Source organism: Sphingomonas sp. AC411 (assembly GCF_979253035.1).
Genome location: NZ_CEEDAQ010000001.1, coordinates 95,138 through 108,314, shown reverse-complemented (window position 1 = coordinate 108,314; position 13,177 = coordinate 95,138). Strand labels below are relative to the sequence as shown.

Here is a 13,177-nt window from a genome sequence, read left to right as displayed (position 1 = left end):
CGATCTCGCCGAGCGGGCGATCTGACCTGGCCGGCAGGTACGGGCGACTGCGTAGTTTCCGAGCGTAGCGACCGGAATGCTCGACGCGCTACCCAACGAGGCCAACGATGCTTCCGACAGCAAGGTCATTTTCGCCGCTGTCATGCGTCTCGCGCGCCCGCTTATGGGTCATTTCGCCGAGGATCCATCCATGCCGAGCCACGACCCCGTAGGAGCCCGCATTGGCGTGCCGACGCAAGCAGCGGTCGCCGACGCACCGCCTGTCCAGCTCAAGCCGCTGTTCCTGCTGGCTTGGGCGCTGTGCGCGGTCTTCTACTTCTTCCAATATGCCGTCCGTTCGGCGCCGGGTGTCATGCAGCACGAACTCTCGGCTGCATGGGGCGGCAATCACATCGGCGGGATGATCTCGGCCTATTACGTCGCCTACGCGCTGATGGCGCTGATTGCCGGCGTCCTTCTCGATCGATACGGGCCGCAACGCACGATACCTTACGGCATCGCCGTCGTCGGTCTGGGGTGCCTCGTGTTCGCCCAGGGCAGCGAAGCGGCCGGCATGGCTGGTTTCGTCCTCCAGGCCATGGGTGCGATTTTCGCCTTTATCGGGGCATCCTACGTGGCGGCCCGGTATCTGCCGTCACGGATGCTCGCGTTGTTTATCGGTCTGACGCAGTGCCTCGGCATGGCCGGTGCCGCGTTCGGGTCGAAACCGGTCCACATGCTAATCGATCCGGCCGGAAGCCTTCATCTGTCGTGGCAGTATGTCTGGATCGGCTTCGCCGTCGTCGGCTTCGTGCTGGCTGTCGCCACCTGGATCGTCATGCCGCGCGACAGCGGTGACAGTGCGTCCCATCACGGCCCGCTTTCCGCCGCCAGCCTTGTCCAACCCTTCAAGACGGTCCTCGCCAACCCGCAAAGCTGGCTTGCCGGGGTAATCGGAGGGTTGCTCTTCCTGCCTACCACGATCGGCGCGCTGGTCTGGGCAACGTCGTTCCTCAACGGCGGAAAGGATCTGTCGATGGCCGCTGCCGCCACGGAAGCCTCGATGGTGCCGATCGGCTGGGTGATCGGATGTCCGTTGCTCGGCTTCGTAGCCGACCGGCTCGGCCGTCGCAAACCCGTGCTGATCACCGGTGCAGTGGTGATGCTGGCGGCCGGTCTGACCGCGATCTACGTGCCGCACGGCCTGCTTCCGCCCTACAGCGTTGCGCTTGTGCTCGGCATCGCATCGGGGGCTGCGATGATCCCCTTCTCGATGATGAAAGAGACCAACCCTTCTGCAGTCAAGGGCACTGCTGCCGGTGTGATGAACTTCCTCGTCTTCCTGACCAGCGGCATCGTCTCCCCTTCATCTCCCGGCTGATGGTCCCGCAGGGCAAGCCGCTCACGTTGCCGGAGTTTCAGAACGGGTTCCTGCCGCTGGTCGCGGGCGTCGTCGTGGCGATCGGCCTCAGCCTGTTCCTGAAGGAGACGGGCCATGAGCGCGTCGCAGATCGCCCATCACGCGCCACTCCGCCTTCCCCGACACTCGCCGCGACTTGAACCGCCTTCCGGCGTCCAAGCCTCGGTATTCGCACTTACCCGAAAGCATGCTCAATGATCGTCACCGTCTTCAGTACCAAATCCTATGATCGCACCTTCATGGAAGAGGCCGCAGGCTCCCTTCATACCCTGAAGTTTGTGGAGGACCGGCTGACGGCCGCGACCGCGGCCCTGGCGAAGGGTTCGACGTCTGTGTGCGCGTTCGTCAACGATCAGGTCGATGCTGCCGTTCTCCAGGTCTTCAAAGATATCGGGGTTGAAATCGTCGCGCTCCGATCGGCGGGGTTCAACAATGTCGACATGGCCGCGGCCAAGCGTCTCGGCATTGCCGTTGCGCGTGTGCCGGCCTACTCGCCGGAGGCAGTTTCCGAGCATGCGGTTGCGCTCATCCTGTCGCTTGATCGCAATATCCACCGCGCCTATGCCCGGGTGCGCGAGGGCAACTTCGCGCTCGAGGGACTTCTAGGCTTCAATCTGCACGGCCGGACGGTCGGCATTGTCGGGACCGGGCGGGTAGGTGCAGGCGTCGCCCGGATCATGCTCGGGTTCGGGTGCAGGGTGATCGCCTATGACGTCGTACCGAATGTCGCCTGCGCCGCGCTCGGCGTCACCTACACGACGCTCGAAACCTTGCTGGCTGAGGCGGACATCGTCTCGCTCCACTGCCCGCTGACCGATGCGACACGTCATCTGATCGATGCGACTGCAATCGATCAGATGAAGCACGGCGTGATGCTCATTAACACGAGCCGGGGCGGCATGATTGATACCGCTGCGGTGATCCGAGGTCTGAAGAGCGGCAAGATCGGTCATCTTGGTCTCGACGTCTATGAGGAAGAGGAAGAGCTGTTCTTCGAGGATCTGTCAAGCGAAGTCATCCAGGACGATGCCTTCGAGCGGCTGCTAATGTTCTCGAACGTGCTCGTCACCGGCCACCAGGGCTTCTTCACGCACGAAGCGCTGTCCGCGATCGCCGAGACGACGATGGCCAATCTATCGTCGTTTGAGGCGGTCGGGCGTGCCACCTATCAGCTGGCCGGATAGGCCTGACGGGTATAGCGCCGGTCGACCGGCGATGTGTGAAACCACAATATCGCCATGCCGAGCAATCGCCCAACACTCCCTTGAACAACTAGGGATGACGATCATGCACACGGCAATCCAGACGTTCTTCAAGCCGATCATCACTATGAGTCCGCGTGTTTCAATCGGAGGCGGTGTTCTTTCGCTGCTGATTGCCGGCGAGATTGCAATGACGCTTCTCAGGCCATTGACCTGATCTTGCGTCATACTGGCTTACCAAGCGTTGACCCGGCATGGGTTGCCGACTGTTCGGGATTTTACCCGGCCGGAGGCGAGCTGTCAGATGATCGATTTTCTTACCCACAGACAATCTGCACCACCTTCGTGAACGAGGGGCTATTCCGTGGCGATCGGTCGGACGCTGATGCCGTCGCGCGCAGGAATGCGGTCGTGGCCGAAGAGCTTAGTCTGCTGATCGACGGGGCAACGGGCTACGCGATCTATATGCTGGACGCCGAGGGTCGCGTGACCATCTGGAACCGCGGCGCCGAACGGATGAAAGGTTGGACCGAGGCGGAAGTCATCGGTGCCGATCTCGCCATCTTCTACACACCGGACGACGTTGCGGCCGGCAAACCGGCCGATGATCTCGCACGCGCGGCCGCTCTCGGCCGCATCGAGGAAGATAGCTGGCGTCTGCGCAAAGACGGCTCGGAGTTTCTCGCTGGCGTAACGCTTACCGCCCTGCGCGATGACGCCGGCGAACTGCGCGGCTTCGGCAAGGTCATCCGTGACGTCACCGACCAGAAGGCGTCAGAAGCCGCACTTGTCCGGCGCGAGCATCACTTGCGCTCGATTCTCGCGACTGTACCCGACGCGATGATCGTGATGGACGAATGCGGTATCGTATCGTCGTTCAGCACCACCGCCGAGCAATTGTTCGGATACGCAAAGGCAGATGTCATCGGCCAGAATGTTAGCATGCTGATGCCGCCTGCCGACCGGGACGGGCATGATGGCCATTTGCGGACTTATCTGCAGACCGGCGTTCCCCACAATATCGGCAATGTCCGCGTTGCGACCGCGCAGCGGGCCAACGGCGAAACCTTCCCGATCGAGCTGGCGGTCGGCGAGGCTTCGATCGGTGGGGAAAGGATTTTCACCGGCTTCGTGCGCGATTTGACTAACCGGCATCAAACGGCGCTTCGGATGAAGGAGCTCCAATCCGAGCTGGTTCATGTTTCCCGCGTCAGCGCGATGGGAACGATGGCCTCCACGCTCGCGCACGAGATCAACCAGCCCTTGACCGCGATCGCTGCCTATCTCGAGACTACCCGCGCTATGATCGGAGAGACCGAGGACGGTCTGCTTGGCGAGATTGCAGAGGCTCTGGAGCTTGCGGCTGCCCAATCGCTCCGCGCCGGCACGATCGTGCGACGGCTGCGCGCGTTCGTCGATGGTGGCGACACCGGCTTCAAGGCCGAACGGCTTGACACGATTGTCGAGGAAGCCACCAGCCTTGGCCTGCTCGGCGCGCATGAGGCGGGGGTCAGCGTAACGATGACGATCGCCGCGGGGCTCGAGACGGTGCTGGTCGACCGCGTCCAGATCCAGCAGGTGCTGGTCAATCTCATCCGCAACGCGATCCAGTCGATGGCGTCTTCGCCTTGCAAGGAGCTGACGATCGCCACCGCGCCCGATCGCGATGGCTGGGTGCGCGTGACCGTCGCGGATACCGGCACCGGTCTGTCCCCGGAAATTCGCGATCGCCTGTTCGAAGCGTTCGCAACTACAAAGGAGGACGGCATGGGCCTTGGCCTTTCGATCTGCCGCACGATCGTCGAGGCGCATGGCGGCCGGATCTGGGCAGAGGCCGGCGCCACATCGGGGACGGCCTTCCATTTCTGCGTGCCCTTGGCAGGAGCCGAAGATGTCTGAATCCACACGCACCGTCCACATCGTCGACGATGACGAGGCGATCCGGCAATCGGTAGGCTTCATGCTCCGCAAGGCCGGCCATAGCGTCGAAACCTATGCGTCAGGCGTGCATTTCCTGAAAACCGCCACGCGCGAGACGCACGGTTGCGTGCTGCTCGACGTCCGGATGCCCGAGATCGACGGGCTGGAGGTGCAGGCGCGGCTTGCCGAACAGGGTATCATGCTCCCGGTCATTATGCTGACCGGCCACGGCGACGTGACGCTCGCGGTACGCGCGGTAAAGGCCGGGGCGATCGAGTTCCTGGAGAAGCCGTTCGAGCGGACCGCGTTGCTAGCGGCGATCGACGAAGCGTTAAGCCAAGCCGGTCGAAACGATCGCGGCCAGCTCGCGGCAGCGGAAGCCTCGGTCCGCCTCGCGGCGCTAACGGCGCGCGAGCGTGACGTACTCGACGGCATGGTCTTGGGACGGCCCAACAAGCTGATTGCCTTCGACCTCAGTATCGCGACGCGGACGGTCGAGGTTCACCGTGCCAACCTGATGGAGAAGCTGGCCGCGCGCAGTCTGTCCGATGTCCTGCGGATCGCGTTCGCGGCAGGGCTTGGCGAAGCACATCCCGGCTAACTGCCGGCCCCTCCCCCTCGCTTTCTACGTACAGACGTGGGGCCTTCCGCCATGCGATCCTTGGAGAAACCCAAGGATATCCGCATGCAGAACGCTACCAAGCCCTCGTCACGGCAGATGATCGGCGTTTCCCTCGTCGATGGCGATTCCGCCATTCGGCATGCGCGACAGCTGATGCTGCGCTCGGAAGACTATGACGTCCGGTCCTATGCGACCTGCGCAGCCCTGCTCGCCGATCCGAGGTCGCGCGATTATCCGTGCATCATCCTCGACCTCGAGATGGAGGACATCGACGGCCCCGCCCTTCTGCGCGAAATGCGAGCCAGTGGCTGGCGCGGCAAGGCGATCCTGCTCGATGGTCTCGATCCCGGCAGTCCGATGTTGATCGAGGCCAAGCGCCACGGCGACACGGTGCTTTCACGCAATATCGGCGATCGGACGCTGCTGACCGCGATTGAGGCATCAGTCGATCACGGTTGGGCCGGCTGGAACGCCGAGGGCTGAGCGTATGTAGTTCCCGACGCTGGGCCGAACCACGTAGTGGGCGGTACTGACAAGGCTCACCCAGCCCGACCCAACGACCTATCCCGGGTCCAGCGGCAGCGGCACGGAGATTTCGCCATGATCGTCAGCCAAGAAGGCGCCGAGCTGTTGCTGTTCAAGCGCCCTGCCCCCCAGGCAGGTGCCAAGGCGTGGCTGGTCGGGGGCGGCATCGCCTCGCTGTCCGCAGCGGCGTTCATGATCCGGGATGGCGACATGCTGGGGTCGGACATCACAATCATCGAGGAGTCCGATATCATCGGAGGTAGCCTCGACGGATCAGGCACCCCCGAGACAGGCTATGTCCTGCGGGGTGGCCGTATGATCGAGAACAAGTATCTCTGCACGTTCGATCTGTTCGCATCGATCCCGACGCTCGACGGCACCGGCACGGTCACCCAGGAGATCCTTGACTGGAACAAGACGATGCAGACGTCGTCGAAGTCGCGGCTCTTCATAGATGGCGAGCGGCGAACGGCGCCAGCGTTCGGTCTCACCGAGGGCCATATTCTGACGATCGAGCGCCTCGGCCTTGAACCAGAGGCCATGCTGGGCCGGTCGACGATCGCGGATCAGTTCGACCCTGCGTTCTTCGAGACCAATTTTTGGTACATGTGGTGCACGACGTTCGCATTTCAGCCGTGGCACAGTGCGATCGAGTTCAAGCGCTATCTCGTCCGTTTCGCGCACATGGTCGGCGGATTCAACCGACTGACCGGCATCATGCGGACTGTCTACAATCAGTATGACTCGATGGTGCTGCCATTGCGCAAATGGCTCGACGATCGCGGTGTGCGGTTCGAGACGGGCACGCGCGTCGTCAACCTTGAGTTCACCCATCGGGGAGGCGGCGACGCCGTCGAGGCGATTATCATCGACAAGGCCGGCGTGGAGGATAGCATCGAGGTCGGCATTGATGATTATGTTCTCGTCACGCTGGGGTCGATGACCGAGGCATCGACCCTTGGCGGCATGGACACGGTGCCGGCACTGAAGGGCAAGACCGACGGCGGGGCTTGGTTGCTGTGGGAAAAAATCGCGGCAGGCCGCGGGGATTTTGGCCGACCGTCAGTGTTCGCTGATCACATCGACCAGTCCAAATGGGTGTCGTTCACGACGACGCTAAGCGATCCGACATTCCTCGATCTGGTCCGTGATGCAACCGGCAACGTGCCCGGCGAGGGCAGGCTCGTCACCTTCCCACAGTCGAGCTGGCTGGCGTCGATCGTTATACCTCATCAGCCGCATTTCATCGGCCAGCCCGAGGACGTGACCGTTTTCTGGGGGTACGGCCTGTCCGTCGATGCGATCGGCGACTTCGTGAAGAAGCCGATGTCCGCTTGTACTGGGCGTGAGATCATGGTCGAGATTCTGGGGCATCTCGGCATTGTCGAGGAGGCTGACGCTATCCTCACAGCCTCGAATTGCATCCCGTGTATGATGCCCTTCATCACGAGCCAATTCCTGCCGCGCAAGCATGGCGACCGTCCCCAGGTAGTGCCGACACAGTCGGTCAATTTCGGCTTCATCGGACAGTTCTGTGAGCTGGCCGATGATGTCGTCTTTACGGTCGAATACTCCATCCGATCAGCGCAGGCAGCAGTGGCGGAGCTGCTCGGGCTTCAGCGCACCCCGCCGCCCGTCTACAAGGGGGCCTACGACCCGCGGGTACTGTTCCAAGCGTTTGTCGCCTTGCATGACCTTGGCGATCGGCCGCCCGAACGGGTGCTCGATGCAGTCTGATCGATTGACGAAGCCTGGCGCGGGATCACCGCTGCCTGCCGTGGCATGCTGAACATGCTCGATCGCATGTTCACTGCCACGGCGACCCGCATAGCCGGCTTTGCCGGCCAACCCGGTGCCTTCGTGACTGCGGTCGGCATCATCGTCCTCTGGTCGGTAACAGGGCCGCTGTTCGGCTATTCGGATACGTGGCAACTGGTCGTGAATACGGCGACCACGATCGTCACGTTCCTGATGGTCTTTCTGATCCAGAACTCGCAGAACCGAGACGCAGCCGCCATGCAGGCCAAGCTCGATGAGCTGATCCGGGCGGTCGATGCAGCGCGATCGCAATTCATCGGTATCGAGCACCTCACCGATCGCGAGATCGAAAAGGTGCGCTCAGATTTGGAACGCGAATGCAGCGAGACTGATGGCAAGCTGTCGCCTGCCGTCAGTCTCGCCAATCTTAGAAACCGCCTTTGAAATTTGCCAACGCACCGCCCCGACGTTTGCATCAGGGGTAGTGTCGGGCGATGTGTTCAAGCTCAGGCCAGAACACGCGCGAAGCGCGTCGCCCGATCGGTGAGATGATCCATCAGGTCGGCCGCATGCATCGTCAGCCGGTCCTGAACTGCATCAAGCGGTGGGCGGACGAACATTGCCATGTCGTGGACGATGGCGCGCTGATCGTGTGATCCGCCAGCGAGCATTGCAACAACAATGTTCTCCAGCGCGATAACGCGGCTGCGCAGGCAGACCATGTCCTGATCAGATAGGTGATTATCGATATCCACCGGGGCGGCTTGACCGGCGCGGGATGCGACAATGCTCCACCTTCGTTATCCCAGCGCGCGAGCGCGCTCGCCCGAAAGACGGCGACGGGGGGCTGCGATGCGGCCTCAAGCATCGACCGTGGTTTCGACCAATGTCGCTCCGGCGCGGCGAGGATGTATCAGCGACCTAGTTAGCGACGTAAGCCGATCGCCATAGGCCTCGGCGATGCCGACATGCGATGCACGCGCGCAGCTGTCGGTCGATGCCGCAGCCAAGGCCTCAGAGCGCGCGATCCGGTTGATGCAATATGCGGCTTCGTCCGGGTTCGTGTACATCGACGATCTCCTGATCGGTGCGCCATGCGATCGCGATGATCGTTCCTCGAATGGCTGTCCCATCTATTAGCCCCTCGCTGCCCGACCTTCGATGATCGGAATATACATAGAGGCGCAGTCTGGGCGTCGCGGGACCGGAAACGGCACTCGCCCACCTCAGCCCTCGGGGGAGATCGCCCGCATATGGCGCACAATGACGGCTTCTTCGCGTGAGGGGCGCGCGAGAGCAATGCAAACCCCTTTGGGCGTCAACCCGTCCGACGTGGCCAGCGTTACGCTCGCCCAGGCGAGATCTGCGCAGATCATCTCCTGCACGGGCGCGTCATGCTCGCCGATCCCGCCCGTGAACACGATCATGTCAGCGCCCCCAGCGCAGTCATCATCGCCGCGATCTGCTTGGCGACCGACCGGCAGAACATGGCGACGGCCAGATCTGCGTCGGCATCGGGCGAGGCATCATGCAGGACGCGCATATCGCCCGACCGGCCGGAGATGCCGAGCATCCCGGCCTCCTTGTCGATCAGCTGCTCGATCTCGGCCGGACCATAGCCGCCCGTGCGCATCAGGTGGATCAACACGCCCGGATCGATGTCGCCGGTCCGCGTACCCATGATGACGCCGCCCGATGGCGTCAGGCCCATGCTCGTATCGATCGACCGACCTTCACGCACCGCAGTGACGCTGGCGCCGTTGCCGAGATGCGCAATTACTAGCCGCGCCGGCAGGTTCGGCCCGAGCTGATGCACGACGGACTCGCATGACAGGCCGTGGAAGCCATACCGGTGCAGCCCCGCTGCACGCTGGGCCCGCGGGATCGGGAGCGTCCGCGCGATGTCGGGCATGCCGGCGTGGAACACGGTATCGAAACAAGCGATCTGCGCACGTCCCGGGTAGCGCGCGGTCGCGGTCGCCAACAGTGCCAGCGCCGCGGGCACGTGGAGCGGTGCGAACGGCTCAGCCTGTTCCAGCTTAGCGATCACCTCAGCATCGATCTGGCAATGCCGCAGCAGCTGCGGTCCGCCATGCACAATGCGATGCCCGACCGCGATCGGCGAAGGCGCACCGGCCTTCGCCAGCGCCGCGTCGATCGCCGCGAATGCGGCGTCGCCATCGGCCGGATCGACCTGTCCCGTCACGATCGCCGGCAGGTCAGGCGCGGCCAAGTCGAACGCCGCGAACTTCAGCGACGACGATCCGCTGTTAAGCACCAGCGCAATCCTACGTTGGATCATGCCGGCCAGCGCCAGTCACGCACCTCCGGCATGTCGTCGCCGTTCTCGGCGATGTAGAGCTTGTGACGCTCCATCGTCGTCCAGTAGCGCGCCGTTTCCGCCGGCACGCGGTCACGCAAGCGCGGGATGTGCTCGATCGCGTCGAGCGCCAGGCGATAGCGATCGAGATCGTTCAATACGACCATGTCGAACGGTGTCGTTGTTGTCCCCCGCTCCTGATAGCCGCGCACGTGAATGTTGGCGTGGTTCGCGCGGGCATAAGTCAGCTTGTGGATCAGTGCGGGATAACCGTGGAACGCGAAGATCACCGGCTTGTCGCGCGTGAACATTGCGTCGAACTCGCGCTCGTCGAGGCCGTGCGGATGCCGCGTGCGGGGTTGCAGGACCATCAGGTCGACGACGTTCACCACCCGGATGCGAATGTCGGGCACATACTCGCGCAGCAGCGTTACCGCGGCTAGCGCCTCGAGCGTCGGCACGTCGCCGGCGCAGGCCATGACGACCTCGGGATCAGCGTCGTCCCCTGCCCAGTCCCAAATGCCGGCGCCGGCCGTACAGTGCCGGACCGCCGCATCCATGCTGAGCCATTGCGCTTCAGGCTGCTTGCCCGCGACGATGACGTTCACATAGCCGCGGCTACGCAGGCAGTGGTCGGCGACCGATAGCAGCGTGTTCGCATCGGGCGGCAGGTAGAGCCGCGCCACATCCGCGGTCTTGTTGGCGACGTGATCGAGGAAGCCGGGATCCTGGTGCGACAGGCCGTTATGGTCCTGGCGCCAGACATGCGAGGTCAGCAGGTAGTTGAGCGAGGCGATCGGTCGGCGCCACGGGATGCCCTTGGTGACCTTCAGCCATTTGGCGTGCTGGTTGACCATCGAATCGACAATATGGACAAACGCCTCGTAGCACGAGAACAGCCCGTGGCGGCCGGTCAGCAGATAGCCCTCGAGCCAGCCCTGGCAGAGATGCTCGCTAAGCACCTCCATTACCCGGCCATCGGTCGTCAGGTTCTCGTCGACGGGTTCGATATCAGCCATCCAGACCTTGCCCGACACGTCGTATACATCGGCGAGCCGGTTGGAGGCGGTCTCGTCGGGACCGAACAGGCGGAAGTTCACCGTGGCCATGTTGAGCTTCATCACGTCGCGCAGGTACTTGCCAAGCACGCGCGTGGCGGGTGCATCGACCTGCCCGGGCGCTGTGACCGGCACTGCGTAGCTGCGGAAGTCCGGCAGCGACAGCGGCGCTAGCAGCTCGCCGCCATTGGCATGCGGGTTCGATCCCATCCGCCGATGTCCGGTCGGCGCCAACGATGCGTACTCGTTGAGAAACTTGCCGTTTGCGTCGAACAGCTCTTCCGGCCGATAGCTGCGCATCCACGCCTCGAGCTGCCGCAGGTGCTCTGGATCCTTGAAGTCGGCGATCGGCACTTGGTGCGAGCGCCACGTTCCCTCAACCAGCTTACCATCGACAACCTTCGGCCCCGTCCAGCCCTTGGGCGTGCGGAACACGATCATCGGCCAGCGCGGGCGCTCCGGGATTGTGCCTTCGACGCGGGCCGCGGCCTGGATCGCCTTGATCCGCGCCAGCGCGTGATCGAGCGCGACCGCCAGCTGCTGGTGAACCACCTCGGGATCGCTGCCTTCGACGAAGATCGGCTCATGCCCATAGCCCCGCAGCAACGCATCGAGCTCGTGGGCGTCGATGCGTGCAAGGATTGTCGGGTTGGCGATCTTGAACCCGTTGAGATGCAGGATCGGCAGCACCGCCCCGTCCCGTGCGGGGTTCACGAACTTGTTGGAATGCCAGCTCGCCGCCAGCGCGCCGGTTTCCGCCTCACCGTCGCCAATCACGCACGCGACGAGCAGATCGGGATTGTCGAACGCTGCGCCGTAGGCATGCGCCAGCGAATAGCCCAGCTCGCCACCCTCATGGATCGACCCCGGCGTCTCTGGCGCGACGTGGCTGGGGATACCGCCCGGCCAGGAGAACTGGCGGAACAGTCGGTGCATGCCCGAACGACTACGCTCGATCGCCGGATACCGCTCGGTGTACGACCCTTCTAGATAGGTGTGCGCGACCAACCCGGGGCCGCCATGCCCCGGACCGATAATGTTTATCATGTCCAGATCATGCTCGACGATGAGCCGGTTGAGGTGGACGTAGAGGAAGTTTAGCCCCGGCGTCGTGCCCCAATGGCCGAGCAACCGCGGCTTAACGTCGGTGATCGTAAGCGGCCGCTCAAGCATCGCGTTATCGCGCAGGTAGATCTGGCCGACCGACAGATAGTTGGCGGCACGCCAATAAGCGTCCATTCGCCGCAGCATGTCCGGCGTCAGCGGATGCGTATGAGCATGCCGCTCGGCGCGACGGCTGTGCGGTAGAGTCTCGATCACGTTCATGACTGGCTTCCGAAATCGAGGACGACGCGCGAGGGCACCTGGCCATGTTCGAGGCGGTCGAAGACGGCGTTGATCGCCGATAGCGGTTGCAGCTCGATATCCGCCTTCACCTTGCCGGTCGCGGCGAACGCCAGCGCCTCGGCCATGTCCCTTCGGGTACCGACGAATGAGCCGCGGACAGTGATGCAGTTCGCCACCACATCGAACAGTGGCAGTGGAAACTCGCCGGGTGGCAGGCCGACGAGCACGCAGGTGCCGTGCCGGCGCGTCATCGCCACGCCCTGGTTAAAGGCGGCGAGCGACGGCGCGGTGATGAGCACGCCGTGCGCGCCCCCGCCGGTCGCGGCCTTCAGCTCGCCGATCGGGTCTGTGCTACGCGCATTGACCAGCACTTCCGCACCAAGCGCTTTGGCGTGCGCCAGCTTGCCATCATCGACGTCGATTGCGCAGACCCGCAGCCCCATTGCGATGGCATATTGGACGGCAAGATGGCCAAGCCCGCCGACGCCCGAGATTGCGACCCATTCGCCGGGCTTTGCGCCGGTTTCCTTCAGGCCCTTATAGGTCGTGATGCCGGCGCAGATGATCGGCGCGGCCTCGACCGCAGACAATCCATCCGGGATGCGCGCGACATAGTTCGGGTCGGCGAGGATGTATTCGGCGAATCCGCCATTGCGGGTGTAGCCGCTGAACTGGATGTCGGGACAAACGGTCTCCCAGGCCGACAGGCAGTATTCGCAGTGCCCGCACGCCGAGTACATCCACGGCACGCCGACCCGGTCGCCGAGCTTCACAACCTCGACGCCGGCACCGACCTCGACGACGATGCCGATGCCTTCATGGCCCGGGATGAAGGGTGGGGTCGGCTTGACCGGCCAGTCGCCGCGCGCGGCGTGCAGATCGGTGTGACACACCCCGCACGCCTCGGTTTTGACCAAGATCTGCCCTGGTCCGGCGGTTGGGATTGGAAACTGTCGAAGGGTCAGCGGTTCGCCGAAGGCTTCGACGACGGCAGCCTGCATCATGTGCGGCATAGAGACTTCCTTT

Annotated in this window: 15 protein-coding genes; 9 read left to right on the top strand and 6 right to left on the bottom strand. The window is 63.5% G+C overall.

Translation table 11 applies throughout. The features are described from left to right. Positions 1-76: 76 nt before the first annotated feature. The 9 genes from AC0IX7_RS00505 to AC0IX7_RS00465 all read left to right on the top strand — a co-directional run bounded on the left by AC0IX7_RS00505 (position 77) and on the right by AC0IX7_RS00465 (position 7,870). Positions 77-1,360, top strand: coding sequence for an MFS transporter (locus tag AC0IX7_RS00505; RefSeq protein WP_471810024.1), 1,284 nt, complete (start codon positions 77-79; stop codon positions 1,358-1,360). Then, entirely contained in the window at positions 1,360-1,539 is a 180-nt protein-coding gene (locus AC0IX7_RS00500; protein WP_471810023.1) for a hypothetical protein, read from the top strand. The genes AC0IX7_RS00505 and AC0IX7_RS00500 overlap by 1 nt, the downstream gene beginning before the upstream one ends. Before the next feature lie 54 nt (positions 1,540-1,593). Next, positions 1,594-2,583, top strand: coding sequence for a 2-hydroxyacid dehydrogenase (locus tag AC0IX7_RS00495; RefSeq protein ID WP_471810022.1), 990 nt, complete (start codon positions 1,594-1,596; stop codon positions 2,581-2,583). Positions 2,584-2,686: 103 nt separating this feature from the next. Continuing rightward, positions 2,687-2,818, top strand: coding sequence for a hypothetical protein (locus AC0IX7_RS00490; protein WP_471810021.1), 132 nt, complete (start codon positions 2,687-2,689; stop codon positions 2,816-2,818). A 194-nt stretch (positions 2,819-3,012) separates the two neighbouring features. After that, positions 3,013-4,500, top strand: a complete 1,488-nt coding sequence (locus AC0IX7_RS00485) for a PAS domain-containing sensor histidine kinase (RefSeq protein ID WP_471810020.1) — start codon at positions 3,013-3,015, stop codon at positions 4,498-4,500. Continuing rightward, entirely contained in the window at positions 4,493-5,122 is a 630-nt protein-coding gene (locus tag AC0IX7_RS00480) for a response regulator transcription factor (RefSeq protein WP_471810019.1), read from the top strand. Before AC0IX7_RS00485 ends, AC0IX7_RS00480 begins: the two co-directional genes overlap by 8 nt. An 84-nt stretch (positions 5,123-5,206) precedes the next feature. After that, positions 5,207-5,626: a response regulator gene (locus tag AC0IX7_RS00475; RefSeq protein WP_471810018.1), complete on the top strand. Its 420-nt coding sequence runs from the start codon at positions 5,207-5,209 to the stop codon at positions 5,624-5,626. 117 nt (positions 5,627-5,743) lie between these two features. Further along, positions 5,744-7,405: an oleate hydratase gene (locus tag AC0IX7_RS00470; protein ID WP_471810017.1), complete on the top strand. Its 1,662-nt coding sequence runs from the start codon at positions 5,744-5,746 to the stop codon at positions 7,403-7,405. 54 nt (positions 7,406-7,459) lie between these two features. Next, the gene (locus AC0IX7_RS00465) at positions 7,460-7,870 is read left to right on the top strand and encodes a low affinity iron permease family protein (RefSeq protein ID WP_471813679.1); all 411 of its coding nucleotides are present in this window, start codon (positions 7,460-7,462) and stop codon (positions 7,868-7,870) included. 62 nt (positions 7,871-7,932) lie between these two features. Here AC0IX7_RS00465 and AC0IX7_RS00460 read toward each other — a convergent pair whose 3' ends face one another. The 6 genes from AC0IX7_RS00460 to adhP all read right to left on the bottom strand — a co-directional run bounded on the left by AC0IX7_RS00460 (position 7,933) and on the right by adhP (position 13,164). Then, entirely contained in the window at positions 7,933-8,181 is a 249-nt protein-coding gene (locus AC0IX7_RS00460) for a hypothetical protein (RefSeq protein ID WP_471810016.1), read from the bottom strand. A gap of 105 nt (positions 8,182-8,286) precedes the next feature. After that, on the bottom strand, positions 8,287-8,496 hold the full coding sequence (locus AC0IX7_RS00455; protein ID WP_471810015.1) for a hypothetical protein: 210 nt from the start codon (positions 8,494-8,496) through the stop codon (positions 8,287-8,289). 156 nt (positions 8,497-8,652) lie between these two features. Further along, complete coding sequence (locus tag AC0IX7_RS00450; protein WP_471810014.1) at positions 8,653-8,853, bottom strand: hypothetical protein; 201 nt, start codon at positions 8,851-8,853, stop codon at positions 8,653-8,655. Beyond that, positions 8,850-9,728 (bottom strand): acetate kinase, encoded by an 879-nt coding sequence (locus AC0IX7_RS00445; RefSeq protein ID WP_471810013.1) that lies wholly within the window; start codon positions 9,726-9,728, stop codon positions 8,850-8,852. The genes AC0IX7_RS00450 and AC0IX7_RS00445 overlap by 4 nt, the downstream gene beginning before the upstream one ends. Continuing rightward, on the bottom strand, positions 9,725-12,130 hold the full coding sequence (locus AC0IX7_RS00440) for a phosphoketolase family protein (RefSeq protein WP_471810012.1): 2,406 nt from the start codon (positions 12,128-12,130) through the stop codon (positions 9,725-9,727). Before AC0IX7_RS00440 ends, AC0IX7_RS00445 begins: the two co-directional genes overlap by 4 nt. Further along, positions 12,127-13,164: an alcohol dehydrogenase AdhP gene (gene adhP, locus AC0IX7_RS00435; RefSeq protein ID WP_471810011.1), complete on the bottom strand. Its 1,038-nt coding sequence runs from the start codon at positions 13,162-13,164 to the stop codon at positions 12,127-12,129. The genes AC0IX7_RS00440 and adhP overlap by 4 nt, the downstream gene beginning before the upstream one ends. Positions 13,165-13,177: the final 13 nt, after the last annotated feature.

Bases quoted from the DNA above. Each gene is read 5' to 3' on its own strand.
- AC0IX7_RS00470 (WP_471810017.1), top strand. From the start codon at position 5,744: ATGATCGTCAGCCAAGAAGGCGCCGAGCTGTTGCTGTTCAAGCGCCCT.
- AC0IX7_RS00480 (WP_471810019.1), top strand. From the start codon at position 4,493: ATGTCTGAATCCACACGCACCGTCCACATCGTCGACGATGACGAGGCG.
- AC0IX7_RS00475 (WP_471810018.1), top strand. From the start codon at position 5,207: ATGCAGAACGCTACCAAGCCCTCGTCACGGCAGATGATCGGCGTTTCC.
- AC0IX7_RS00440 (WP_471810012.1), bottom strand. From the start codon at position 12,130: ATGAACGTGATCGAGACTCTACCGCACAGCCGTCGCGCCGAGCGGCAT.
- AC0IX7_RS00505 (WP_471810024.1), top strand. From the start codon at position 77: ATGCTCGACGCGCTACCCAACGAGGCCAACGATGCTTCCGACAGCAAG.
- AC0IX7_RS00495 (WP_471810022.1), top strand. From the start codon at position 1,594: ATGATCGTCACCGTCTTCAGTACCAAATCCTATGATCGCACCTTCATG.
- AC0IX7_RS00500 (WP_471810023.1), top strand. From the start codon at position 1,360: ATGGTCCCGCAGGGCAAGCCGCTCACGTTGCCGGAGTTTCAGAACGGG.
- AC0IX7_RS00445 (WP_471810013.1), bottom strand. From the start codon at position 9,728: ATGATCCAACGTAGGATTGCGCTGGTGCTTAACAGCGGATCGTCGTCG.
- AC0IX7_RS00455 (WP_471810015.1), bottom strand. From the start codon at position 8,496: ATGTACACGAACCCGGACGAAGCCGCATATTGCATCAACCGGATCGCG.
- adhP (WP_471810011.1), bottom strand. From the start codon at position 13,164: ATGCCGCACATGATGCAGGCTGCCGTCGTCGAAGCCTTCGGCGAACCG.
- AC0IX7_RS00490 (WP_471810021.1), top strand. From the start codon at position 2,687: ATGCACACGGCAATCCAGACGTTCTTCAAGCCGATCATCACTATGAGT.
- AC0IX7_RS00450 (WP_471810014.1), bottom strand. From the start codon at position 8,853: ATGATCGTGTTCACGGGCGGGATCGGCGAGCATGACGCGCCCGTGCAG.
- AC0IX7_RS00465 (WP_471813679.1), top strand. From the start codon at position 7,460: ATGCTCGATCGCATGTTCACTGCCACGGCGACCCGCATAGCCGGCTTT.